Below are 24,446 nucleotides of genomic sequence, written 5' to 3'. Positions count from 1 at the left end.
CCTCCCTTAAACGATCCGCGCACCGTTGGCGTCGAAGTAAAGTGGGTTAAGCGGGCATATTTTTATGATCGTGTTGGCAGAATAGTCTTGATGGGGGTCGGTCAGCGTCGTGATCGCGTGTCCCTTCAGGTTAAGGTGCAGCCGCGTCTGATCGCCCAGATGTTCGGCGCGAACAACAGACGCCTCGATCCCATCACCCTGCCGGATGTTCTCCGGGCGAAGTCCGATTTGCGCACCCTTGTGCTGTCCGGGGAAAAGCTCCGCTGGCAGAATGTTGATGCGCGGCAATCCTAACCGACTGGCCACATAAACGCTCTTGGGGTTCTCGTAGATCTGTTTGGGCGTTCCATACTGAACCAGCCGTCCCTCTTCGAGAACACCGATATGGGTGGCCATTGTCATAGCCTCAATCTGGTCATGAGTGACATAGAGAAGCGTCGACCCAAGGTCAGCATGGATACGTTTCAGTTCGACGCGCAAGTCAGCACGCAGTTTTGCATCCAGCGAGCTAAGCGGTTCGTCCATCAGGTAAATCTGCGGATCACGCACCAGAGCACGACCAATAGAGACCCTCTGCATTTCGCCGCCTGACAATTCGGTCGCCTTGTTGTCGAGTTTGTGGGGGATCTGCAGAACCTCTGCGATCTTTTTGACCTTCTCGGCGATCATGTCTTCAGGCGTTTTCAGGATCGGGGACCGAAGCGGAAATGCGAGATTGTCGCGCACGGTCATGTGCGGATAGAGCGAGTACTGCTGGAACACCATGGCGACGTCGCGCTGGGCAGGCGTCTCGGCGCCAACGTCCCGCCCGCCGATAAGTACGCTGCCGCTGTCGAGCTTTTCGAGGCCCGAGATCAGACGCAGCATCGTCGTTTTGCCCGCGCCGGTCGGACCGAGAAGAACGACGAATGCACCGTCTTCAATTGTCATTGAGATATCGTCAACGGCCTTGGTTTTGCCAAAGGCCTTTGAGACGTTTTTGAGCGCAACCTCAGCCATGGAGCACGCCCTCGTTCAATTCGGATTTCAGCGCCCGGCCGGTTTGACGATCGAAGAGCGTGATCGTGCCGGGGTCAAAGTCGAGCCCTACCGTTTCACCCATCTTCGCTACCTGCGTTGACGGCACGCGGGCTTTGATTTCGCCGCCCGCAGTATCAAGCGTGACGATTTGGGTGGTGCCCAGGTATTCGGTTGCCAAAATCTCTGCCCTGAAGCTTGCGTCATCTGACAACCTGATATGCTCAGGCCGGACGCCGAAGGCCATATCGCCTTCGAAGGGTTCGCGTGTCTGAGGCACGGCGAATATGCTGTCATGCATGGCCACGTCACTTGCGCCGCTTGCGATTCTTCCATGGAATTTCAAAAAGTTCATGGAAGGTGAGCCAATGAAATCGGCAACAAACATCGTGGCGGGCTTGTCGTAGATCTCCTGCGGGGTGCCGAATTGCTCGACCACGGCGTTGTTCATCACAACGATCTTGTCGCCCATTTGCATGGCTTCCAGCTGGTCGTGTGTCACGTAAACCGTGGTGGCACCCATGCGGTCGTGAAGCGCACGAAGTTCTTCGGCCATATGCTCGCGGAACTCGGCATCCAGCGCGCCAAGCGGTTCGTCCATCATAAATGCCTTTGGCTCTCGTACGATAGCGCGACCAAGGGCAACCCGCTGCCGGTCACCCCCGGACAGGCCACCAACCGGACGATCAAGGATGTCTTCGATGCCGAGTATCTTGGCGACCTCGGCAACCTTGGCCTTTACCGCATTTCGCGACATGCCCTGACTGACCAGCGGATAACTGATGTTCTTGCGGACGTTCATATGCGGATAGAGCGCAAACATCTGGAAAACGAAGGCGATGTCCCGTTCCGAAGGCGGGCGCTGCGAGATCTCCTCGCCATCAAGAAAGATATCGCCCGACGTCGGAAGCTCAAGCCCGGCGATCATCCGGAGCGTCGTGGTCTTGCCGCAACCCGAGGGGCCAAGAAGCATGAAGAACTCTCCATCCTCAATCGTGAAGGAGCTTTCGCGAACGGCAGTGAAATCGCCGAACTGCTTTTTGAGGTCCTTGATAACGATCTGCGCCATTCACTCGTCCTCCGGGAAATGGCTGACGATGATGAACATCACGGTCCCAATCAAAGTTACGATGAAAGAATAGGTGAACGCCCAGATGACGAAAGGCTGCATCAGCATGAAGACTCCCACCGCGATGATGATGGTGGCCACCATTTCCCAGGGGCCGCGACGAAGGTGGAGTAGACCGTTGAAGAATCTGCTCATTTGCGAACGGCTCCGAATGTGATCCCGCGCAAGAGGTGTTTGCGCAAGAGGATGGTGAAGATCATAACCGGCAACAGGAAGATAGTGACGCCCGCGGCGATGGCGGGCCAGTCGAGGCCGCCGATGCCAATGATGGTCGGGATGAACGGCGGCGCGGTCTGGGCGTTGGCCGTCGTGAGAAGCACGGCAAAGGCGTATTCGTTCCAGGCGAAGATCAGGCAGAAGATCGCGGTCGAAGCGATACCCGTCGCGGCTTGCGGTAAGACAACTTTGTAAAACGCCTGGAACCGGGTGTAGCCATCGATCAGCGCAGCGTCTTCGTACTCGGTTGGGATGCCGTCGATGAAGCTTTTCAGAAGCCAGACGGCGAGCGAAATGTTCACGCCCGTATAAAGCAGGATCATGCCCAGATGCGTATCCGACAGACCAAGGTTACGGTACATCAGAAAGATCGGGATCGCGACCGCGATAGGGGGCATCATCCGCGTCGACAGGATGAAGAACAGCAGATCATCGGCTAGCGGGATCTTGAAGCGGCTGAAGGCATAGGCGGCGAGCGTGCCGAGAAAGACACTGAGAAAGGTCGAGCCAAACCCGATGATGACCGAGTTCAGAAAGCGTTCACCGAACTTCGACGGACCAACGATGACCATATCGTACTGGCGTACTATTTCGTCGGCCCAGTTCTCGGGCGGGTTAGCATCGAGAAATTCCTGCGTCTGCCGCGTACGGGTCGTAAAGAGGTTCACGTAGCCTTCGAGCGTCGGCTTGAAGCCCGCCTCGCTGTCAGAACCAATGATATATTTCGGCGGATAGGCGATTGCGTCCGAGGGGCTTTTGAACCCGGTGATCGCAATCCAGACCAGCGGGATCATCGTGATGAGCGCATAGAGGATGACCAGCGTGCCTGCGAACCATTTCGTTCGGTTCGAGGGTTCATTGACGGAGAAACTGCTCATCTCTCTTTCACCTTGTTCAGGGCCTTGACGTAGATGCTGGCCAAGCCGAACACCGTCACAAATAAGATGATCGCATAGGCCGACGCATATCCCGTCCGCCATTTCTCGAACGCTTCGCGCTTGAGGTTGATCGATGTCAGCTCTGTAACAGAACCTGGTCCGCCGCCGGTCAACTGCACGACGAGGTCGAACATCTTGAAGTTCTCGATCCCGCGGAAAAGGACGGCAAGCATGAGGAACGGCAGGACCATCGGGATCGTGATGGTGAAGAACTGCCTAAGCTTAGACGCCCTGTCGATTTCGGCGGCCTCATAGATGTAGTCTGGAATACTTCGGAGCCCTGCCAGACAGATCAGCATCACGAAGGGCGTCCACATCCATGTGTCCACAATGACGATTGCCCAAGGCGCTAGATTCACCTGTCCCAGCATCTCAAAGCTGGACGGATCTTTCCCCGTGAAGAAGGCAACGATGTAGTTAAAGAGGCCAATTTGCGGTTGATACAGGAACTTCCAAAAGTTGCCGACTACGGCTGGCGACAGCATCATCGGCAGCACGATAATCGTGGTCCAGAGATCGTTACCTTTGAATTTCTTGTTGATGAGCCAGGCCAGCGTGAAGCCAATCAAAACCTGAAAGAAGATTGTCCAGAACAGAAAGTGCGCCGTGGCCTGCATGTTCAACCAGATGTCGCTATCCGTCAGGATTCTTTCGTAGTTCCTGAGCCCAATGAATTCCGGCTCCCGGTTCAGTCGGTTCGCGCGATAGTTGGTAAAGCTCAACCGGATCGTCCAGATCAGCGGAAAGATGTTGATCGCCAGCAAAAGGAAGATCGTAGGCGCCACGAAAATCCAGGCGATGGCCCGATCCGAAAGCCCCCTGATTTTGCGCGCAACTGGGGCGGGCGTTGCCGTCGCAACGCGATCTATTGTCCGGTTCGACATAGTGTTGGCCTGTTACTTCAAGTGGCGCCGGGACCGGAATGACCCCGGCGCGAAATGTCCACCGCGCGCGACCCCACGAGCCGCGCGCAGAAGGAGATCAGAGCTTGCCTTCGTCTTCGAAGACCTCGGTCCAGTCCTCGATGAGCTTGTCGAGTGCTTCCTGTGCTGTGCCCTGATCGGCCACGACATAGTCATGCACGCGCTTCTGCATCGCAAGGAGCAGTTCGGCGTAAGCCGGCTCCTGCCAGAAGTCCTGAACGCCGTCCATGGCCTCAAGGAAGTCGCCTGCGAATGGCTGGCTGTCGACAAAGCCCGGGTCCTGAAGGACGGAATTATGCGCCGAGTAGCCGCCAAGCTCCCACCATTTCGCCTGCACGTCCGGCTGTGCGAACCACTTGATGTATTCAAGTGCTGCGTCCTGTTTGTCGGAATAGCTGACGACCGAGATACCCTGACCACCGAGCGTGGACGCCGCGATGTTCTGAGGCGGGTTCACGAAGAAGTCGATCTTGTCGCCGCCGGTGGCGGGATCAGCGTAGAGACCCGGGAAAAAGGCGAACCAGTTCATGGCCATCGCCACCTGACCCGACTTAAAGGCGTCCAGCGATTCACCCATATAGGAGTTCGTGTAGCCCGGCGGTGTCGCAGTCTCATAGAGCTCCTTGTAGAACTCCAACGCTTCGACGGCTTCAGGTGAGTTCACCGCGCCTTCCATGTCATAGGAGCCGGGCTCGTTCTCGTACTTGAAACCCCACGCATAAAGCGCGCCTGTCGCCCCCATTGTGATACCTTCTGAGCCACGCTCAGTGAAGATGGCAGCACCATAGACCGTCTTGCCGTCGATCTCTCTCTCCTGGAAAAACTGCGCGATCTGCAGGAGTTCCCGCTGCGATTGCGGCTCGCGAAGTTCCTGACCGGTCGCGTCCTGATAAGCCGCCCGGATGTCTTCCCGCTCGAACCAGTCCTTGCGATAGAACCAGCCGTTCGCATCGCCCATTGCGGGCAGAGCGTAGTAGTTCGGCGTTCCCTTCGGCCAGGTCGAATACGCATAGACGGTCGCCGGAGCGAAATCGTCCATGGAAATGCCTTCGGCATCGAAGAAGTCGTTCAGCTTGACGTAATGGCCGTTCTCGGCACCGCCGCCAATCCATTGGCTGTCGCCGATCAGCAGATCACAAAGCTTGCCGCCCGAATTCAGCTCGTTCAACATTCGGTCCGCAAAGTTCGGCCAAGGCACAAATTCAAAATTCATCGTGTGACCCGACTGGGCCTCGAATTCCTTGGACAGCTCGACCAGCGCATTGGCTGGGTCCCAAGCAGCCCAGCAAAGTGTCAGGTCTTCGGCCTGTGCCGTCGATGCGATGCTTGTGGCAGCGATTGCGATGGCACTGGCGGTCGCCAGTTTCGATTGTAACATTCAATCCTCCCGTTTCTTCGCCGCACTGCGTCAAGACGAATCGCGGCATATACTGACGCTACATGAGGTACGCACCTCAAGTCTAAGAATTTCTGAGGTGCGTACCTCATTAATACTTTTATTTATATAAAACAATAAGTTATAAGCTACCCTCTGACATCCTGCTGTTTCTGATGGAATTGAAGGCGCGGCGGATTGATGCCTCTACTCTCACCTAAATCGGCCTCCTCGGAGAATCTCTCTGAGCCGTTTCAGACTGGATGTTGGAACTCTCTTTCAGTCAAATGTTAGAACACTGAACTCATGCAAAAGTGCGAAATCTGACTTCTGGGTTGGTCTCGGGCTGGACCTTTCTGGTCGATGCAAAAGGCGAATACCTCGAATGCGTCATACGTCTCGACATTCTGGATTTGACCGCCTTCAGTATCTTGGCCGTGGCATCTGATCTTGCGGAATGGGTTGCAGAAAATTTCCTTCAACAAGAAAAAGGTGACCTCGCCATTCGATTGTCAAACTCTCAAATCGTTCCTTTTGATGATGATCTTGGACTTGGCTAAGACGTTGCGGGTCAATTGATAGATTGCATGTTGATCTAAGGACCGATAGCGATACCTCAAAGCCGCCTATTGGGCTTCCCCCAATGCGATAGCAGCCATTGCCACGCATGCCGGTGAGGCACGACACCAACTTGTCGTCCTTTCGAAGGAGGTCCCTCAAGTTCTATCAGGTTGTTTGGCCCGACAGCTGGTCGGTCACACCCTCGTCGACGCGGTGTTGTCGACGGAATGTGCTGGGACTGTGCCCGGTTTCGGCCTTGAACGCAGCGTTGAAGGTTGAACGGCTGTTATAGCCCACTGCCAGAGCAATTTCGCTGATTGCGGTGTCTTGATGAAGGAGCAATCGCTTAGCCTCTTTGATCCGCCAATAGTTGAGAAACGCATAGAACGACATGTTCATCTGGGTGTTGAGGACTTGCGACACGCGGTGGGGGTTGGAACCAATGTGCTCAGACAATGCCGGTAAGCTGAGAAATGGGTTCTTATACATTTTTTCGTTGCACATTGCTGTGTGCAGCCGCTTTTTGATCCGGTCAGCTCCAATTGAATTGAGTGCTGACTTTGCATAGCGCGCTTGCGTGACACCTGCCCCACTCGGTTCTGCAAGATCTTGCGGCTCGGTACGATCCGGGGATTGCGTGGTGATCGCAACAATGATGTGCATCGATATCTGACCAACAACGAACCAAAGCGAAATCTCAAAGAGATCCACTGGCACGGGCATCACCAGTGGAACGCCGTAGAAAGCGTTCAGTGTGTAGTTCACGATCTCCGAGAAGACCATCAACAGATAAATGACACCGAGGGCAAGAAACAGTTTGAAGGCGCGTCGCGGCTTGCTGTCATCGCGGAGCCATAGGCTTGGTCTCCGCCAGTCGGTCGACAGGACCGAGAATGCATGGGCATAGAAAATCAGTGTGAATGGTACAAAGCAAAGTCCCATCGTCAGGAAGATCAAAAATCCTGCCGCACGCAATCCGCCCAAGATCGTCGGGTCGAGATCTGATAGCAAGCCCGCCGCGTCCGCAAAATAGATCAGTACGCAGGGCAAGAGAAGGAGCAACGCAATTCGCAAGAACCAATGACCGCGCAGAAGCTCTTTGAACATCTGCGGTTTCCCGTCGGCTACAAAACACTGGGCACAGAGCAAGACGATGGGTCCGAACAGGTATCCGATCGCTAGCTGCGCCGACTTCAGAGCGAGGAATGCCGCCTCGTCGTTCGTGAACAGGCTCGAGAGATTCACGATGTCGACAAGGACGGAGTATGCGCATAGCGCCGATAGCGCCGTCAGCGCGGTCGAGCGCTTGTGTGCCAAGAAGGCAATGCCCGTTATAATGAACAGCTTTAGAAGCACCTGCAGCAGTATTGCAGCTGTTTCAAAACTCACGGGTTCACTCCTTGCGGCCAGATCGCAGTATTCTTCGCTACTCTATGGTGAGACCAACACCAGTTCCAGCACATGGCCAGCACCCGCATTCCAAATGTCCGAGCCCATTGGCACGTCAGTGCATCTGTTGCGATTGGCATTTTCCGGGCTTAGCCATTTTCGCAAGAGGCGAGCAACACATCGCTTGAACTGAGCCTGTCCAGTGAATGGCCTGAATTGGAGAAGAACGTGCCAACACAATGCCCCGGCCACCAAGGCGCGCTTGACAGGTTTGAGTATATTTACATTTCGAACGGCTTTCCGTTCGGCGCAACAGAGGTGCCTTTCGCCGTCATCCGAAGCGCCAAAGCACTCTTATCATCACGCAATTTCGAGAGAGGATCTTGGGTTTTCCAATGCAACTGCTTCGTTTTCGTTTCGGAAGTCTGACCAGCAAACTGATGCTGGCCATCGCTTTGTCTGGATGTGGTGATCCGTTGGTGACATCACAGAATACAACGCCTGTCATACCAACCTACAAGCCGGCAGCGCAGTCTGTAGGTTTGCGTAGTCTTGAACTTGTTCCGTTCCGTGCATTCGATGCCAAAGGGGATGAAATCACGGGTGCAATTTGTTCGGTCGATACCGCATATTTCAGCCTTACCCTCTCAACGCCCGCTGTTGCGAACCTGCCAAGCTTTGGGCCCGAGACACCGCCGCTTGAAGTCGAATGCCGCATCGACGAACGATCTGTTCAGGTGACAGTGCCAACGTTCAACCTATCGGCAGAGCGCCGCGCGGTACGTGCTGCTGGTCTGGTCGGTGGTGCATTCGGGACCGTCGCTGGTGGGATTGCAACTGAGAGGGCCCTAAACTCCGGCATCCGAACGAACGACATTCTGTCCTACAAACCTGTCTCGATAACATTTCCCTAAACTAAGCATGGAGCGCAAAATGCGGTTCTACATTCCTTCCATCGCTGGTTTGCTGCTGGCCGGCTGTACCGGAACAATATCCGGAAGTGGCCTAACGAGCCAAAACGAAACAATCGCCGCCGTTGGTATCGAAGGTGGATCTAATACCGATGCGATCGAAATCTCATCAAACAGTGGCTGGTCCTGCCGCGGTGATCTGACCCCTGCGCAATCACGGCAACTGGGCGGTAGCGTGACCGTCCCACTTGATTGCAGTGATGGACGCACCGGGACAACGGCCATGACAACAAGTCTATCAGAGGGAAATGTTACTGGGACATTCAGATTGTCCGATGGCACGACCGGCCAGTTCATCCTGAACGTCGCTCGATTTGATTCTTGAGGCAGCTTCAGTCCTTCCTTGACTAGCCAGTCGGTCCAACCAATCCAACATTTCCGAGTAGCGGTCGCTTCTGACTGAAATGCGCTCGTTGTCTTCAGCCCTCAGATGGTCAGAGGGGATTCGACCATCTGCTTCATCCGACTGACGGTAACGACAAGACTGAAACAATATCGCGTTACCCAGGGGCGGTCATAGAATGGTAACGGCCTTTTGCGCGCGATGATCATAAGGTCGGCAGGGTGAGGTTCGATCAGCAGGGCGACAAACGACGCTAAGGGATTGGGATATCGTTCGGTGGGTTAGTGACTGAACAGGTGTTCCAAATCGGCCAGACTGATGCCCAAAAATCATTCCATCCGCGATCACCGTCCGAGCGTTTTGGGTGCAGCATGTAACCGAGCGTCGATCTCAAAAATCCAGAGTCGATTTAACAAATCAGAACGATTTTCCGTATAATCTAATCGTTCTCACATAGAAAAACAGTGAATATAGCAATATTTTTAACATTTTTCTGTACAAGCGTGGTCCATACCGATACCAGAATCTAAACGTTTAGATTCGAGACGATGAATGGTAAGCCTCAGGGACGTTAGCAAGAAGGTAGGGTTGTCGACGGCAACGGTCAGCCGCGCGCTAAACGGTTTCGATGATGTCCATCCCAAAACGCGCGCCCGTGTCGAGGAGGCCGCCCGCGAGCTTGGCTATGTCGCGAACCGTGCGGCGAAGCTGCTGGTCTCGGGCAAATCCAACATCATCTGCCTGATCGCTGATCTGGAACTCGTCCGCAAAACGCGGGATGCGGGCAGCCCTGATTTCCTCGAGCTGATCTCGCGCCTTTCGTGCGAACTGGCAGAGCGTGGCTTTGACCTGGTCTTTTCGGTCAAGTCGCCCAACGAAACCGCCGTTGCCAAATATCAGGACATGATCAAGCGGGGCATTGTCGATGCATTCATCGTCGGCGCGCCGATGCAGGACGACCCGCGGATTGCTTTCCTCAAAGAGGTCGATTTCCCGTTTGTCGTGCATGGTTTACCGCCGGTGGGCGCTGATCTGCCGTTCGTATCTGTAGACAACGCCCAGATCGTCCGCGATCCCTTGCTTGCACTCCTTGATCTCGGCCACAAACATATCGCGTTCGTACAGGGGCCGCCCGACACCACGCATGCCGTCCAGCGCCACGACACCTATCGTGAGGTGCTGAATGAGGCGGGGCTCGCGGCGGATGAACACATGATCATCATGGATGGGGACAATCCGTCAAAGCTGAAGGCGCAGCTCTTGGGGCTGTTTTCGGGCCGCCTTGGGCCGAAACCCACCGCGATCATGTGTGGGTCTGTCGCGCTGGCCCAAGATTGCGCCAACATTCTGGTTGAACTGGGCCTGAAGGTGCCAGACGACGTATCGCTTGTCGCCAATGATGATGGTGGTGATCCGGTGCGCCTTGATACCAGTATCCCGGAACTTTGCCGTACTTACTTTGATTGGAGCGACACAAGCGGTCCGTTGGCCGAAGTCGCAATCAATGTCAGCCAAAAGGGAATGAAGCCTGGGCCCGACCAATGTCGGAACCTGGCATGTGAGATGATCTTCGGAAAGTCGATCGGACGACCCAGCCCGGGTCTTGGAGGGGAAGCTTAGGGCAACGCACTAAGGGAGGGAATTTCCGCAAGGAGATGAAATCAACAGCGTCCGTCAGGACGCTGACCGATAGGTGTTGCCTGCGCTCCCCCACCGCAAACACATCCGGAAAGCCGGATCACATTGGAGGAAAGAATGAAAAGAATACTCACGGGAACAGCGCTTGGTCTGGCCATGCTCAGCGGTGCGGCGGCGCAGGCCGAAGTCAGCTATTCACAGACGGGCTATCTGCGGATAGGCGTTGGCGAAAGCAATGGCGGCGACTTTGCAGAGCTGCAGCTGAACGGGGCCTGGACTAACTATCGCCTTGGCAACGAGTCAGATTTCTACGGCGAATTTGGCGTCAACCTGACCAATGAGCTGAAAAACGGCAGCAAGATCGTCGGCGGCGTTCGCTACCACCTCTCCGGTGACAGCAATGATCTGCGCGTCAGCGGTGAAGTGGATGCGAACCTTGCGCTGAGAGAGGCTTGGCTCGGTTATGCGGGCATCGGTGATGGCGCTTTGAGCGAAAGCACTATCTGGGCCGGACGCCGTTACTACAAGCGTAAAGACATCCATATTATCGACTTCTACTACGAAGACTATTCGAACTTCTCCGGCTTTGGCGCGGGTGTTGAAAACGTCAAACTGGGCTTTGGTGATCTGTCGGTTGCCGCGTTCTCTGATCAGGACTCGACCGTTGTCACACTGGATTCACGGGTTGAAAACATCGCACTGGGCGAGGATCTGTTCGGCGAAGTGGGGCTGGCTTATGCCGTTGTTGATGAGGATGAGCCAGGCGAAGACGGATTTGCCGTGCGCGGTCACCTGCAGCGCAACAACTTCTTCGGCGGCTTTCTTAAGGCTGGTTTGATGTATTCCGAGGGGGCCGCTTGGGGCTTTTTCGGCGATGGCGCCTCTTTTGCGACCAGAGATCGTTCGCTGACACGTGCGCAGGTCCACGGTCTTGTCCCGCTCAGCGAACGGCTTGAGATGTTCTTCGTGGCACTGCATCAGATCGATGACGACGACGGTACGCAGACCGCGTGGAGCTCGGCTGGGGTCCGTCCGCAATACACAATCAACGATAATTTCGCCGTCGCTGTCGAGGTCGGTTTCGACTATGTGGATGACGAAGCCGCGGACGAAACCCGTGACCTGACAAAGGCCACCATCGCGGGCATCTACACCTTCGGCAAGCCAGGCTTCTGGTCGCGGCCGCAACTGCGCCTTTTTGCAACGCAAGGCAGCTGGAGCGACGTTGGCGCAATCAGCAATCAGGCCGCGTTCGATGACGATACCACAGGCACGACTGTCGGTGTCCAGTTCGAAACCTGGTTCTAAGTCAGCCGCTGTTTGATCGCTTTATCGATAGCGTCGCGTCACCCGAACGAATGCAATCGGGTGACGCCCCCCTTAAAAAAAATGATGGAAGGAAAGATCAGATGCGTCTTCGTGCAATTCCACTGAAGCTTCTTTTCATCCCCCTATTGCTGGCCTGCGCCGGGCCAACCCTTGGCGAGAGTGAGGGTGTCGCGGCCGCCGCAAGCTCGGACTGGAACCGCGAGATTGTCTACTTCGTCATTCCGGACCGCTTTGCCGACGGGAAGCCAAATGCGCATGAGGTTGACCGCAGCCAGCCGGGTTACTTCCACGGTGGCGATTGGAAAGGGCTGACCGATCAACTGCTCTATCTCGATGATCTGGGGGTCACCGCCCTTTGGATCACACCGATTGTCGACAATATCGACGGTTTCGTGGATGGCGTCGGTTTCCCGGACTGGGCCTATCACGGCTATTGGGCTGACGATTTCAACGCATTGGACGACCGTCTGGGGACAGAGGCCGAACTCAAGGCATTGGTCGATGGCGCGCATGCACGAGGCATGAAGGTTATCGTGGATGTGGTCTTTAACCATGTCGGCTATGACAGTGACTTTCTGGGCGCGCATCCCGATTGGGTCAGACAAGGTGTGCAATGCGGTCAGGATGACCAGACTTCTTGCTTGTTCGGTCTGCCGGACCTGCGCACGGAGCAAGCAGAGGTGACCGAACATGTACTGGCCGCACACGCGGATTGGGTGGAGCGGATCGGCTTTGACGGATACCGGATCGACACCGCCAAACATGTGGCACCTGCGGTGCTCGCACAGAACCAGCAGCTGGTGACCCAACGGTTCGGAGCCGATTTTCTGACCCTGGGCGAGGTCTGGGGTGCGAATGCCGCCACGCTCTCATCACAATACTTCGCCCCGGAGTTGATGAATGGCGGCATCGACTTTTCATTCCGTGGTGCGACCCGTGACTGGCTTTTGGGGCGGGGTCGGACCGTCGCCTACGGAAAGGGGTTCCTGCCCCGGCGTCATGCACACACATCCGGCGCTGTTCTGGGCCATTACTTGTCGAGCCATGACGAGCCCGGATTGCTGCTTGAGCTAGGCGGCGACCGAGAGCTGTTTAGACTTGCCGCTGGTCTGCAGATGACATCGATCGGCATGCCAATCATCTTTTATGGTGAAGAGGTGGCGCGTGATATCGGCGACTGGCCCGACAACCGCTCTGCCATGCCGTGGGGTGATCAGGGAATTTTGCCCGGTGCAGGGATCCCGCAAGACGACGACATGCTTGTGTTTTATCGCGATCTCATCGCAATCCGGCGGGCGACGCCCGCGCTGTCCATGGGAACTTATCGCCCGGTCTCATACGATGGTGACCTGCTGGTCTTTGCCAGAAGCTGGCAGGGCGAAGTGGCACTTGTGGCGGTCAATCGCGGTGCTGCCGAACAATCAGTAACCCTGACCGATGCAGCGTTTCAAGGTCAGGACAGATGGACCGAACGCCTGACCGGTCGTGATCTGATCGCCTCGGATGGACAGTTGTCACTTCAATTGCCACCACGCTCCATTTGGATCCTGACGCCAGACAGTGAATGAACCAAGGGAGATCGCCATGAAACGCGCCATTCTTGCATCCTTATCCGCATTGCTTTTGTCGACTGCCGCAGCAGCCGAAACCGTCTCATTCACTGATCCACGTGGCGACGATCATGGCGATGGGGCGTTGGTTTATCCAACCAATCCGGTTTTCCGACCCGGTGTCTTTGATCTCGTGACCTTCAAGGCAACGCCAGAAGGCGATGGGCTACATCTGGAATTCGAGATGGCAGCGCCGATCCGGAACGAATGGAACATGGCAGGTGGGTTCGATGTGCAGATGTTTTTCGTCTTCATCGACACCCAGCCCGGTGGGCATAGTGTGGGTTTGCCCGGATTGAACATCGCATTCGCCGAAAATAGCGGCTGGGAACGCGCAATCGTCGTCTCACCGCAACCTTTTGAGCGCGTCGTTTCAGAAATCCGGAAAGCAGGCGATCTGGCACCGAATGTCATTCCGGTCGAAGGCGTCTCAGCCGCTGATCATACAATCAGCGCCTATGTACCGCTGGACAAGCTCCCTGACTTGCCGCTGGAAAATTGGGGTTTTCAGGTGGTTGTTCAATCGAATGAAGGCTTCCCGGAAGACAACGACCTGCTGACGCGGCGCGTGAACGAATTCGAAGGTGAGTATCGCTTTGGCGGCGGCGTTGACGGGAATTGCGACCCCCATGTCGTCGATGTCTTGGGGGGCTCTGGGCAGCTGTCCTACGATTGCGGAACCACGATGGCGACAATTCAGATGATCCGTGCAAGCGATGGATAACGGATGGGTATTCATGCGCAGAGCTGAGGTTCAGTGACCCGCCTGATCATAGTCGAAGACAACGCGTGGGGATTTGACGAAAGACTGGCAGGTCAGCACATATCCCTGCTCGACCTCGTAATCCTCAAGCGCGTGGTTGGCGGCCATCTCAACCTCGCCCTCTTGCACCTTGGCCTTGCAGGTTGAGCAGACACCGGCGCAGCAGGCAAAAGGCGCATCAATCTGGTTTTTTCGCGTGGCTTCCAACAGGCTTTCTGACGGGTCCATTGTAAAACTCCGTGTCTCTCCGTCCAGCGTCACACGGGCGGTGATCCCGGCAGCGGTCGCTGCGCTGGGCTTGGGGCGGTTCTTGGCGCGTCCCGGTTGCGCGCTCGTGAACAGCTCTCGCCGGATTTTTTCCTTTGGTACGCCGTGGGCATGCAAGGCCCGCGTGACCGCGTCGGTCATCCCTTCAGGACCACAAAGATAGGCCATGGAGATGCTGTGTACATCAATCCACTGGCGGAAGAGTTCGGTACACTTCGCTTCGGTGATGCGCCCCTTAAACAGGTCGATATCCTCTGATCCATCTGTCAGGATATGCAGCACACTAAGCCGCCCCATGTAGATGTCTTTGAGATCCGCCAGCGTCTCGCGGAACATAATCGAGTTGATGTTGCGGTTGCCGTAGACGAGCGTGAACGTTGCCTGCGGGTTCTCATCGAGTTCTGTGCGGAGGATTGACAGGATGGGTGTGATGCCCGACCCCGCCGCGAAACCGACGATATGGGGGGCATCCACCTTCGTGGGTGCGTGAAAGCTGCCAACGGGTGGCATCACCTCTAGCGTATCACCAACCTTTAAATCGGTGTTGGCCCATGTGGAAAAGCTTCCGCCCTCGACCCGTTTGATCCCGACCTGCAAGGTGCCGTCCCCGCGACCGGAACAAATGGAGTAAGACCGGCGCAGCTCCTCGCCATCAAAACTGCGGCGAAACGTGAGGTGTTGGCCTTGGGTGAAGCTGAAATCAGCATCGTCTGTCGGGGTGAGCGACACGACGACGGCATCACGGGTCGTCTTCTCGATCGCAGTCACCTTCAGATCATGGAAGCTGGGCATCGGTGCGCCCTCCTAAATGCATTTGAAGTAGTCGAAGGGTTCGAGGCAGGACCGGCAGCGCCATTGTGCCTTGCACGGGGTGGAGCCGAACTGGCTGACCCGCTCGACGTCTTTCGACTGGCAATGCGGGCAGCGTTCCGGGCCGCCAGCGGGTTGCGGCGGGGCGATGCCGTAAGACTCCAGCCGCGCCCGGCCCTTGTCCGACAGCCAGTCGGTGGTCCATGCGGGCGCGATGCGGGTTTCGATGGTCAGGTTCGCGACGCCGCGTTTGGCAAGCTCCGTCTCAATATCGAGCGCGATGATCGCCATGGCCGGGCAGCCGGAATAGGTGGGCGTGATCGTCACCGTGACGCCCGCTTCGGTCACCGATACGCCGCGGATCACCCCCAGATCGACCACCGAGATTACTGGGATCTCCGGATCAGGCACGGCTTCGAGCCAGTCCCAGACCTGCGCCTCGGTCGGTTGATCAAGCACCGCCATGACTACCAGACCGCACCCGGATAAGAACGATGCAGCACTTGCATGGTTGCCAGCATATGGCCCAGATGCTCGGTGTGGCGGAAGCCAGAGCGCCCGCCGGAATGAGCAAAGCTGCCTTCTGGCGCGGTCAGATGGGCCTGCGTGAGCATATCGGTCACAGTCTGTTGCCATGTGTCGCGCATAGCGGATGGCAGCGGCGCGACCTCCGCCGTCTGCATGGCCGTATCAGTGGCGTCATCTGCAAACATCTCGCCCGTGTAAGGCCAAATGTAGTCCAGCGCCGCTTGCATCCTTTTGTTGCTTTCCTCGGTGCCGTCGCCAAGGGCAATCACTGTTTCGGCAGAGCGGTCCAGGTGATAGAGCGCCTCTCTCAGCGACTTGGCTGCGATATCGGCAACACGTTGGTCGGATGAGGTCTGAAGTGCCGTGAGCCACGGCACCTGAAACGCGTCGAAGAAAAACTGCCGCAAGAGCGTGCGCCCGAAATCCGCGTTCGGGACCTCAAGCATCAGCAGGTTCTTGAAATCATAAGCGTCTCGGCCAAAGGCGAGATCATTGGCGGTGCGGCCAGCGCCCTCAACCTCGGCTGCATAGCCCAGCCAAAGCTGGGTCTGACCGATCAGGTCCAGCGCTGTGTTCGCAAGCGCGATGTCCTCTTCCAGCGCGGGTGCGACGCCGCACCATTCAGAGGTGCGATGGCCGAGCACAAGCGCGTTGTCACCCTGCCGCAGGAGGAATGCGAAGAGGTGATCCATCACATTTTCCCCACATCCTTGGGGATGTCGTAAAAGGTCGGGTGGCGGTAGACCTTGTCGCGGGCGGGATCGTACATCGGGCCCTTGTCGGAAGGGCTGGATGCCGTGATCTGCGCGGCCTCCACCACCCAGATGCTGACGCCCTCATTGCGGCGCGTATAGACATCGCGGGCGTTTTTGATTGCATGTTCGGCGTCAGCGGCGTGGAGCGAGCCAACATGCCGGTGGCTCATCCCGTGCTGACCACGGATGAAAACTTCCCAAAGGGGCCATTCCTTGCTCATTCTGCAGCAAGCGGCGGGCACCGCTCCTCCCTCCAGCGCGTCGCGCCGGGCAAATCCGCCCAGCCAAACGCGGCTTCGCTCGGTCCGTCTTGTTCAAGTGTAGCGAGCTTGGTCGCTGACTCTTCTGGCGTCGGTCGATGACCTGGCGGCACCCACCACAAGGCGAAATGCATGGAGCCGAGCGCATCGAACCATTCCGCCCGGCGATGATAGAACTGGCGGTGGATCGTGCCCCAGACAAAGGTTTCCAGCGCCGCGGCATCGCGCCAGGTCGATGCGTTGTAGATCACCAGCGGATCATCATGAACCCGCGTTTCCGTTGCATTGCCGGTCTCGTCCACATGACGCCAGACAAAACCATCCATCCGCTCGGCAAGGGCATTGACGCGGTCGAGCGCGTCGACAAACTCCGCCACAACGGGTGAGCCGACCGGGGCCTTCAGCCTGGCAAGGTTGACCTCGGCCAACTGCCAGTCCGGGGAAGGGGGATTAATCATTCCGCTGCCACCTTTCGCGCACGTTTCTTTTCGGCATGGGCCATCATTGCATCGCGCACCCAGGCGCCGTCATTCCAGGCCTTCTGGCGTGCATTCAGGCGGTCGGTGTTGCAGGGGCCGTTGCCTGCGATGACGTCGAAGAACTCAGACCAGTCGGGTTCGGCAAAGTCGTAATGACCCGTCTCGTCATTCCATTTCAGCGTCTCATCGGGGATCGTCAGGCCCAGATACTCGGCCTGCGGTACCGTCTCATCCACGAATTTCTGGCGCAGCTCGTCATTTGTGTTCATCTTAATCTTCCAGGCCATCGACTGCGCCGAATGCACGCTGTCCTTGTCAGACGGGCCGAACATCATCAGCGCAGGGAACCAGAACCGGTTGAGCGCGTCCTGCGCCATGCGTTTCTGGTCAGCGGTGCCGTTCACCATGGCCATCATGATGTGAAAACCCTGCCGCTGGTGAAAGCTTTCTTCCTTGCAAATACGCACCATCGCGCGGGCATAGGGCCCGTAAGATGTGCGCTGCAGTGGCACCTGGTTCATGATGGCCGCCCCATCGACGAGCCAGCCGACCGCACCCATATCGGCCCAAGTCAGGGTCGGGTAGTTGAAGATGGAGCTGTATTTCATGCGTCCGTCGAGCAGCATCTCGGTCAGCTCATCCCGGCTGACGCCGAGGGTCTCTGCCGCGCAGTAAAGGTAAAGACCATGCCCCGCCTCGTCCTGCACCTTGGCCAGCAGGTTGGCCTTGCGTTCCAGTGTCGGCGCGCGGGTGATCCAATTGCCTTCGGGCAATTGGCCGACAATCTCGGAATGGGCGTGCTGGCCGATCTGGCGGATCAGCGTCTTACGATAGCCTTGCGGCATCCAGTCTTTCGGTTCGATCTTTTCGCCCGCATCGATGCGGGCCTGAAAGGCGGCGAGTTTTTCCGGGTCGTCCGGCGTCGCCTCGGATTTGATCATTTGTGCATACATGTCTCAGATCCTTTCCAAAATCAGTGCGACACCCTGGCCGACGCCGACACACATGGTGCAAAGGGCATAACGCCCACCCGTGCGGCGCAATTGGTAGGCCGCTGTCATCACCAGCCGCGCGCCCGACATGCCCAAAGGATGCCCCAGCGCAATCGCGCCGCCATTGGGGTTCACATGCGGCGCGTCATCGGGCAAGCTCAATTCGCGTAGCACGGCCAAACCCTGGCTCGCGAACGCCTCGTTCAATTCTATCACATCCATCTGGTCGAGCGTGAGGCCCGTCCGGTCCAGCACCTTGCGCACCGCAGGAACGGGGCCGATGCCCATGACCCGTGGTGCAACACCGGCGGCCGCCATGCCAACCACGCGCGCGAGTGGTGTGTGTTCCTTCGCCGCAGCCTCGTCCCCCAGCAAGAGGGCTGCGGCACCGTCATTGACGCCAGACGCATTGCCGGCGGTGACTGTCAGGTCAGGGCCATTCACGCCGCGCAGTTTGGCGAGCTTTTCGGTGTCGGTGCCGGGGCGCGGGTGTTCGTCTGTGTCGAAGGTGATCGGATCGCCCTTTCGCTGCGGGATGCTGACCGACATCAGCTCATCCGCAAAGAGGCCAGCCGCGGCAGCGGCCGCATACCGCGCCTGCGAGCGGGCCGCGAATGCGTCCTGATCGGCGCGGGACACACCGTAATCTTCAGCGACATTGTCGGCGGTCTCGGGCATGGAATCCGTGCCATATGCGGCCTTCATCTTGGGGTTCACAAAGCGCCAGCCAATGGTTGTGTCATAAACCGCGTTGGCGCGGCCAAAGGCGCTTTCCGCCTTGGGCATCACGAAAGGCGCGCGGCTCATGCTCTCAACCCCGCCAGCGATCACAAGCCGATAATCCCCCGCTTTGATCCCGCGCGCGGCCATGCCGACAGCGTCCATCCCCGATGCGCAGAGCCGGTTGATCGTTGTCCCCGGCACGGTTTCAGGCAAACCAGCGAGGAGCGCAGCCATGCGGGCAACATTGCGATTGTCTTCGCCCGCTTGGTTGGCATCCCCAAGGATCACGTCATCCACTTGCGCAAAATCGATACCTTCATTGCGCTTGACCAACTCGGCAATCGGTAGAGCCGCCAGATCATCGGTCCGGACGGACGACAATGCTCCGCCATAGCGACCAATCGGGGTGCGTACAGCGTCAAGGATGTAGGCGGACATTGATTCCCTTCTCCCATGGGATGTTGACACTCTAATACGTTACGTAAATCCACATCAAGAGAATTGTAGTAACGCTTTGGCCATTACATACCACTGGAAGGCGTGGGTTGAGTCTGTGCGAAGAACTGAACCATCGCCGCATGACATCGCGCCATTACCCCGTCCGGCATCAAGCCAATATGTGCCCATGTGCCAGGGCGCAAAGCCATCTTGCGCCAGAGGTGCAGGAACATCAGCCTCAGATGCGTGCCGTCATGACCCGCCGACAGATGGTCTTGAAACTTGGCTGTCAGCTCGACCAGCTCTCCTGCCTGCGCGCGCATATGGTCAGGCACAAGACTGGCTTCAATCCAGGTTGGCAACGCACCCGTCGGCTCAAGGATCAGGGCATCAGCAAGAATGTTCTGGCGCGCTGGCACAACATAAAGCCCTCTATCAACGGTCACATGCGGCCCCTCCGGCGCGGTCGCGCCCGGCGGCAAAACTGCGATGATCCAGCCCTCGTCCGCAAATTTTGCATCCCTGCGATAGACGTCCTCGCGCGCAGTGGTGGTCTCGGCCCGTCCATAGGGCGACAGGCTGTAGATCACCTCCCGCCCGCTTTTTTCAGACTGGATCCAGCCGTCTTTTTTCAGACGATGAAGCGCCACACGCATTGCCTCGGGCCGGATACCAAGTGGCCCAAGCAGGGCCCCGAGGTCTTTGCCGGATATCCGGTCCCCGTCCATGTCGCCGAATACTGTCACAATCAGTGACCATGTCTTGACGGGCTCGAGGCTAAGTAGCTGTGCGACGAGAGAGGGTTCGGGCAGGTCGGTCATTGTGGCCGAGCATAGCTCCGCCCCCTCTGATCACAAGTCAGCCCATGGCGAAGGCATTCATGGTCAGCAGATCATATTCCGCAACCAGATCGGCATCCTGATTGGTCAGCGTTACATGCCAGCGCACCTCGCCATATTGGTCATTGCGCGGGGTTTTATGCTTGACCGTCAGGCGGACCTTGATGCTGTCGCCTGGCACAACCGGCTTCATGAAGCGCAAATTATCGAGGCCTGTATTGGCCAGAACCGGCCCTTCATCGGGCTGCACGAAAAGCCCTGCCGCAAAGCTTAGCAAGAGGTAGCCATGCGCCACGCGGCCCGGAAAGAACGGGTTCCGCTTGGCCGCGTCATCATCCATATGCGCATAGAAGGTGTCGCCTGTGAATTCGGCAAAATGCGCGACATCGTCGCTTGTGATCTTGTGTGCAGGCGTATGGAAGGTTTCACCGATTTGCAGGTCATGGAACATGCGGGTGAAAGGGTGGGCGTCATGCGTGATCTCGGTTGCGCCGGGTACCCACTTTCCGCCAATGGCCGTCAGAATGTCAGGGCTCCCCTGAATAGCGGTGCGTTGCATATAGTGCATCACGCCCCGCAACCCGCCCATTTCCTCGCCCCCGCCTGCACGGCCCGGGCCGCCATGGACCATATGCGGCAGGGGCGATCCGTGGCCGGTACTCTCTTTCATCGACGTGCGATTGTTGAAGTAGAGCCGCCCGTGGTAGGCCCCGGCGCCAAGCGCGACTTGTTGGGCCACCGTGCCGTCGTTGGTGATGACAGATGCCACAAGGCTGCCCTGCCCGCGATTGGCGAGCGCGATGGCATGGTCAAGGTCGCGGTAGGGCATGATCGTGGAGACGGGGCCAAAGGCCTCAACCTCATGCACCATATTCGCCCCGTCCGGATCGGCACAGTGATAAAGCATCGGCGGCAGAAAAGCCCCATCATGATCTGCGCCTTGAAGGTCAAAGTTTTCCGGGTCGCCGAAAACGCACTCGGCCTCTGTCGCGATCTGGTCAGCCTTGGACAGCACATCAGCCTTTTGCGCTGCTGAGACCAGCGCACCCATCCGGGTCGCCGCGTCCCGCGGATCGCCGATTGTGGTCTTGGCAAGCTGGGTTTGTAGCGCCTCGATCACGGCGGGCACTTGTGCCTGGGGCGCGAGGATGCGGCGGATAGCCGTACATTTCTGCCCGGCCTTTGTTGTCATCTCGCGCGAGACTTCCTTGATGAAAAGGTCAAACTCCGGCGTGTCGGGCGTCACATCTGGCCCAAGAACAGAGGCATTCAGGCTGTCTTGTTCGGCAATGAAACGGATGGAATTGCGCAGGATATGCGGGGCTGACCGGAGCTGCAGCGCAGTATCTGCCGAGCCAGTGAAGCTGACAACATCTTGCGTCGTCAGGTGATCAAGCATGTCGCCCAATCCACCCGAGACAAGCTGTAACGCACCCTCAGGCAACAGCCCGCTATCGAGCATGATCTCGACAGCCAGTTCGGCGACGTAGCAGCTGGCCGTCGCGGGCTTCACTATGGCGGGGACACCAGCCAGAAGCGTTGGCGCCAGCTTTTCCAGCATCCCCCAGACGGGGAAATTGAAGGCGTTGATATGTACGGCGACACCTTGCAGTGAAGTACAGATGTGCTGGCCCAGAAACGTGCCGTTGCGGGACAACTGCTCGACCCCGCCGTCAAGATAGATATGGGCATCGGGCATTTCGCGCCGCCCTTTTGAGGCAAAGACCAACATCGTGCCGATGCCGCCGTCGATATCGATCAGATGATCTTTCTGCGTTGCGCCGGTAGCGAAAGAAATCTCATAAAGTCGGTCTTTATGCTGACCAAGATGCAGCGCGAGCGCCTTGAGCATACGCGCCCGTTGATGAAACGTCATCGCGCGCAAGTTCGGACCGCCAATCGAGCGGGCATGGGCCAACATCGCTGCGACATCAAGGCTGCCATTGCCTGCCCGTGCGATGACGTCACCTGTGATGGCCGAATGGATTTCACGCGCGGCATTGTCGACACCAACCCACTGACCGGCAACGAAACTTCTAATGTCCTGGACTGTCATGGCGCTCTCCTGCTCGTTCTAATTGTGCCCGTTCTGGAATGCCTTGGCGCGTTGCCACGAGCCGGGGCTGGCAGCCTCAAGGGCGTCTAGGGCGGAGCGCACCTCGGACATCCCAATGGTTTCGGCCCAGTGCATTGGCCCCCCGCGCCAACGCGGAAATCCGTATCCTGACGTTTTGACGACATCGACGGCAGCGGCATTTTCGGCGATGCCTTCGTCGACGATGCGTGCCCCCTCATTGGCCATGGCGGCCAGAAGCTGCGTCTGAATATCCGTTTCCGAGAAGCTGCACGGGGTCAGACCATTCTCATGTCGGTAAGCAGCTATGAGTTCGTCAACCAAGGGGTCTGGTTGACCCGTCTTTGCGCCATCGGGGTAGGCGTACCATCCTGCGCCGGCGCGTCGGCCGAAACGTCCCATGTCGCAAAGCTTGTCCGAAATCGTGACGTAACGCTCATCCGGGTTGCGCGTCGCATCCTGCCGCTGGCGATTGGCCTGCGCGATTTGCAATCCCGCCATATCCTGCGCCTCGAACGGGCCCATTGCCATGCCGAACGCGCGCATGGCTGCGTCAATCTGCTGTGGCAGAGCGCCATCTGCCAACATGTATTCTGCGGCCCTGCGATAGGCCGAAAGGATGCGGTTCCCGATGAAGCCGTCAAAGACGCCAGCGAGAACAGGTGTTTTGCGCAACTTGCCGGCAAATGCAAAGGCGGTTGCAAGGGCATGATCGCCCGTGTGGTCGGCTTTCACCACTTCGACCAGTTTCATGATGTGTGCGGGTGAGAAGAAATGGATGCCGAGGCAGCGCTCGGGCTTGTCAATGCCTGCGAAGATCGCATTCGGATCCAGGTAAGAGGTGTTGGTTGCCAGCAGTGTCTGCGGCCCCACGACCCTGGTGAGCGCTGCGAAAACAGCGCGCTTGGCGTCGAGGTCCTCGAACACCGCCTCGATGGCAAGATCGGCGTCAGTGGCGGCTTCATAGGTGTCCGTAGTTGTGAGGGCATCAATTTGCGCATCAAATGCCGATCGCGTGATCTTTCCCCGATCCAGTGCGCCCTGTAGGAGCTTCGTCACCGTAGCGCGGGCCGCATCAGCGGCTTGCCTGTCGCGTTCGATCAGCGTGACTTTGTAACCGGCGATCAGGCTCGCCGCTGCAATCCCGCTTCCCATCAGGCCGCCGCCGATGATGGCAATGTGCGCCAGGTCGTGCGGCGCGATGCCTTGCAGTGTCGCGGGGCGTGTAACAGCCCGTTCGGCAAAGAAGATATGGCGCAGCGCGATGCTTTCCTCAGATTTGCGGAGTTCAAGATGCAGCGCGCGTTCCTTTGGTTGCGCCTCAGCGAAAGGTTGGCTGGCCCATGTCAGCGCCGTCAGATTGTGCAACGGCGCCGCGCGTCCCTTGGCGAATTCACGGGCTTGCGCCTTAAAACGCGCGATTTCTGATGGTGGAATTGGCGCGATAGCGCGCTCTGACACCCGTTCTGGTGTGTGCCCCTTGAATTGGGCGATAGTGGCCTCGGGGTTGTCCGCGACGAGATCAATCGCACCGGCCGCAAATAGCGCCTCAGCAGTGAAGGTCTTGCCCAGGCAGGCCATCTGAAATGCCATCTCCCAACCCAGCAGGCGTGGCGCGCGTTGCGTGCCGCCAGCGCCGGGGATCAGACCCACATTCACCTCGGGCAGCCCAAAGCGTGTTCCGGGTCGTGCCACGCGAAATGCGCAGGCCATCGCAATCTCGAACCCGCCACCCAGCACATTGCCGTGCATCAGCGCCACAAAAGGCGTCGCGCTGTTTTCCAGTGCTGTTGTGACATCGGGCAGGTGCGGTTCTTGCGGTGGTGCGTCAAATTCCGACATATCTCCACCCGCGACAAAGGTCTTGCCCGCGCAACTCAGGACGGCCAATTCACATCTTTGCACCTTGCCGACAGCCTCCAAAAGCTCCGCGCGCACAGCCGTCGAGGTGGCATTGACCGGCGGGTTGTCCAATGTCACCCAGCCGATGCCATCCCTGATTTCGGTGCGCACAAGATCGGACAAATCGCGCCTTTCTTTCATTGACCAACCGGTCGGTTTATGCGAGATTGATTAGAC

24 protein-coding genes are annotated in these 24,446 nt (G+C 57.7%); 7 read left to right on the top strand and 17 right to left on the bottom strand.

Annotation, left to right across the window (positions count from 1 at the left end; genetic code table 11):
• Window positions 1–6: 6 nt before the first annotated feature.
• From SLH47_RS11500 to SLH47_RS11475, 6 genes are all read right to left on the bottom strand, one after another.
• The gene (locus SLH47_RS11500) at window positions 7–999 is read right to left on the bottom strand and encodes an ABC transporter ATP-binding protein (RefSeq protein WP_320239655.1); all 993 of its coding nucleotides are present in this window, start codon (window positions 997–999) and stop codon (window positions 7–9) included.
• Window positions 992–2,086, bottom strand: a complete 1,095-nt coding sequence (locus tag SLH47_RS11495; protein ID WP_320239654.1) for an ABC transporter ATP-binding protein — start codon at window positions 2,084–2,086, stop codon at window positions 992–994. Before SLH47_RS11495 ends, SLH47_RS11500 begins: the two co-directional genes overlap by 8 nt.
• Window positions 2,087–2,281 carry a hypothetical protein gene (locus SLH47_RS11490; protein WP_320239653.1) on the bottom strand — a complete coding sequence of 65 codons (195 nt, stop codon included), beginning with the start codon at window positions 2,279–2,281 and terminating at the stop codon, window positions 2,087–2,089.
• Window positions 2,278–3,240: a carbohydrate ABC transporter permease gene (locus SLH47_RS11485; RefSeq protein WP_320239652.1), complete on the bottom strand. Its 963-nt coding sequence runs from the start codon at window positions 3,238–3,240 to the stop codon at window positions 2,278–2,280. The genes SLH47_RS11490 and SLH47_RS11485 overlap by 4 nt, the downstream gene beginning before the upstream one ends.
• On the bottom strand, window positions 3,237–4,184 hold the full coding sequence (locus tag SLH47_RS11480) for a sugar ABC transporter permease (RefSeq protein ID WP_320239651.1): 948 nt from the start codon (window positions 4,182–4,184) through the stop codon (window positions 3,237–3,239). Before SLH47_RS11480 ends, SLH47_RS11485 begins: the two co-directional genes overlap by 4 nt.
• Window positions 4,185–4,281: 97 nt before the next feature.
• Entirely contained in the window at window positions 4,282–5,601 is a 1,320-nt protein-coding gene (locus tag SLH47_RS11475) for an ABC transporter substrate-binding protein (RefSeq protein ID WP_320239650.1), read from the bottom strand.
• Window positions 5,602–6,035: 434 nt separating this feature from the next.
• Here SLH47_RS11475 and SLH47_RS11470 point away from each other — a divergent pair, with 434 nt between their 5' ends.
• Window positions 6,036–6,158 carry a hypothetical protein gene (locus SLH47_RS11470; protein WP_320239649.1) on the top strand — a complete coding sequence of 41 codons (123 nt, stop codon included), beginning with the start codon at window positions 6,036–6,038 and terminating at the stop codon, window positions 6,156–6,158.
• Between the two features lie 166 nt (window positions 6,159–6,324).
• Here the strand turns inward: SLH47_RS11470 and SLH47_RS11465 are convergent, their stop codons facing one another.
• Window positions 6,325–7,548, bottom strand: a complete 1,224-nt coding sequence (locus SLH47_RS11465) for a helix-turn-helix transcriptional regulator (RefSeq protein ID WP_320239648.1) — start codon at window positions 7,546–7,548, stop codon at window positions 6,325–6,327.
• 395 nt (window positions 7,549–7,943) lie between these two features.
• Here SLH47_RS11465 and SLH47_RS11460 point away from each other — a divergent pair, with 395 nt between their 5' ends.
• The 6 genes from SLH47_RS11460 to SLH47_RS11435 all read left to right on the top strand — a co-directional run bounded on the left by SLH47_RS11460 (window position 7,944) and on the right by SLH47_RS11435 (window position 14,163).
• Window positions 7,944–8,462, top strand: coding sequence for a hypothetical protein (locus tag SLH47_RS11460; protein WP_320239647.1), 519 nt, complete (start codon window positions 7,944–7,946; stop codon window positions 8,460–8,462).
• A 19-nt stretch (window positions 8,463–8,481) separates the two neighbouring features.
• Window positions 8,482–8,844, top strand: a complete 363-nt coding sequence (locus tag SLH47_RS11455; RefSeq protein WP_320239646.1) for a hypothetical protein — start codon at window positions 8,482–8,484, stop codon at window positions 8,842–8,844.
• A gap of 570 nt (window positions 8,845–9,414) precedes the next feature.
• On the top strand, window positions 9,415–10,482 hold the full coding sequence (locus SLH47_RS11450) for a LacI family DNA-binding transcriptional regulator (protein WP_320239645.1): 1,068 nt from the start codon (window positions 9,415–9,417) through the stop codon (window positions 10,480–10,482).
• A gap of 135 nt (window positions 10,483–10,617) precedes the next feature.
• The gene (locus SLH47_RS11445; protein WP_320239644.1) at window positions 10,618–11,808 is read left to right on the top strand and encodes a carbohydrate porin; all 1,191 of its coding nucleotides are present in this window, start codon (window positions 10,618–10,620) and stop codon (window positions 11,806–11,808) included.
• Between the two features lie 101 nt (window positions 11,809–11,909).
• Window positions 11,910–13,397: an alpha-amylase family glycosyl hydrolase gene (locus SLH47_RS11440; protein WP_320239643.1), complete on the top strand. Its 1,488-nt coding sequence runs from the start codon at window positions 11,910–11,912 to the stop codon at window positions 13,395–13,397.
• Between the two features lie 16 nt (window positions 13,398–13,413).
• Window positions 13,414–14,163: a glucodextranase DOMON-like domain-containing protein gene (locus tag SLH47_RS11435; protein WP_320239642.1), complete on the top strand. Its 750-nt coding sequence runs from the start codon at window positions 13,414–13,416 to the stop codon at window positions 14,161–14,163.
• Between the two features lie 30 nt (window positions 14,164–14,193).
• Here SLH47_RS11435 and SLH47_RS11430 read toward each other — a convergent pair whose 3' ends face one another.
• From SLH47_RS11430 to SLH47_RS11385, 10 genes are all read right to left on the bottom strand, one after another.
• Window positions 14,194–15,261, bottom strand: a complete 1,068-nt coding sequence (locus SLH47_RS11430; RefSeq protein WP_320239641.1) for a 2Fe-2S iron-sulfur cluster-binding protein — start codon at window positions 15,259–15,261, stop codon at window positions 14,194–14,196.
• A gap of 12 nt (window positions 15,262–15,273) precedes the next feature.
• Window positions 15,274–15,744 (bottom strand): 1,2-phenylacetyl-CoA epoxidase subunit PaaD, encoded by a 471-nt coding sequence (gene paaD / locus SLH47_RS11425; RefSeq protein ID WP_320239640.1) that lies wholly within the window; start codon window positions 15,742–15,744, stop codon window positions 15,274–15,276.
• Window positions 15,745–15,746: 2 nt separating this feature from the next.
• Window positions 15,747–16,499 (bottom strand): 1,2-phenylacetyl-CoA epoxidase subunit PaaC, encoded by a 753-nt coding sequence (paaC, locus tag SLH47_RS11420; RefSeq protein WP_320239639.1) that lies wholly within the window; start codon window positions 16,497–16,499, stop codon window positions 15,747–15,749.
• On the bottom strand, window positions 16,499–16,783 hold the full coding sequence (gene paaB, locus SLH47_RS11415; protein WP_320239638.1) for a 1,2-phenylacetyl-CoA epoxidase subunit PaaB: 285 nt from the start codon (window positions 16,781–16,783) through the stop codon (window positions 16,499–16,501). Before paaB ends, paaC begins: the two co-directional genes overlap by 1 nt.
• The gene (locus SLH47_RS11410) at window positions 16,780–17,280 is read right to left on the bottom strand and encodes a DUF3291 domain-containing protein (RefSeq protein WP_320239637.1); all 501 of its coding nucleotides are present in this window, start codon (window positions 17,278–17,280) and stop codon (window positions 16,780–16,782) included. Before SLH47_RS11410 ends, paaB begins: the two co-directional genes overlap by 4 nt.
• The gene (paaA, locus tag SLH47_RS11405; protein ID WP_320239636.1) at window positions 17,277–18,254 is read right to left on the bottom strand and encodes a 1,2-phenylacetyl-CoA epoxidase subunit PaaA; all 978 of its coding nucleotides are present in this window, start codon (window positions 18,252–18,254) and stop codon (window positions 17,277–17,279) included. The genes SLH47_RS11410 and paaA overlap by 4 nt, the downstream gene beginning before the upstream one ends.
• 3 nt (window positions 18,255–18,257) lie before the next feature.
• Complete coding sequence (pcaF, locus tag SLH47_RS11400; RefSeq protein ID WP_320239635.1) at window positions 18,258–19,454, bottom strand: 3-oxoadipyl-CoA thiolase; 1,197 nt, start codon at window positions 19,452–19,454, stop codon at window positions 18,258–18,260.
• An 83-nt stretch (window positions 19,455–19,537) separates the two neighbouring features.
• Window positions 19,538–20,275 carry a hypothetical protein gene (locus SLH47_RS11395; RefSeq protein ID WP_320239634.1) on the bottom strand — a complete coding sequence of 246 codons (738 nt, stop codon included), beginning with the start codon at window positions 20,273–20,275 and terminating at the stop codon, window positions 19,538–19,540.
• A 37-nt stretch (window positions 20,276–20,312) separates the two neighbouring features.
• Entirely contained in the window at window positions 20,313–22,349 is a 2,037-nt protein-coding gene (paaZ, locus tag SLH47_RS11390; protein WP_320239633.1) for a phenylacetic acid degradation bifunctional protein PaaZ, read from the bottom strand.
• A gap of 18 nt (window positions 22,350–22,367) precedes the next feature.
• On the bottom strand, window positions 22,368–24,410 hold the full coding sequence (locus SLH47_RS11385) for an FAD-dependent oxidoreductase (RefSeq protein ID WP_320239632.1): 2,043 nt from the start codon (window positions 24,408–24,410) through the stop codon (window positions 22,368–22,370).
• Window positions 24,411–24,446 lie beyond the last annotated feature (36 nt).

The sequence above is a fragment of the Cognatiyoonia sp. IB215182 genome (assembly GCF_033963905.1).
Taxonomy (GTDB): Bacteria; Pseudomonadota; Alphaproteobacteria; order Rhodobacterales; family Rhodobacteraceae; genus Yoonia.
The sequence above is the reverse complement of the archived record's forward strand: the minus strand, read 5'-3'. Positions and strand labels throughout refer to the sequence as shown.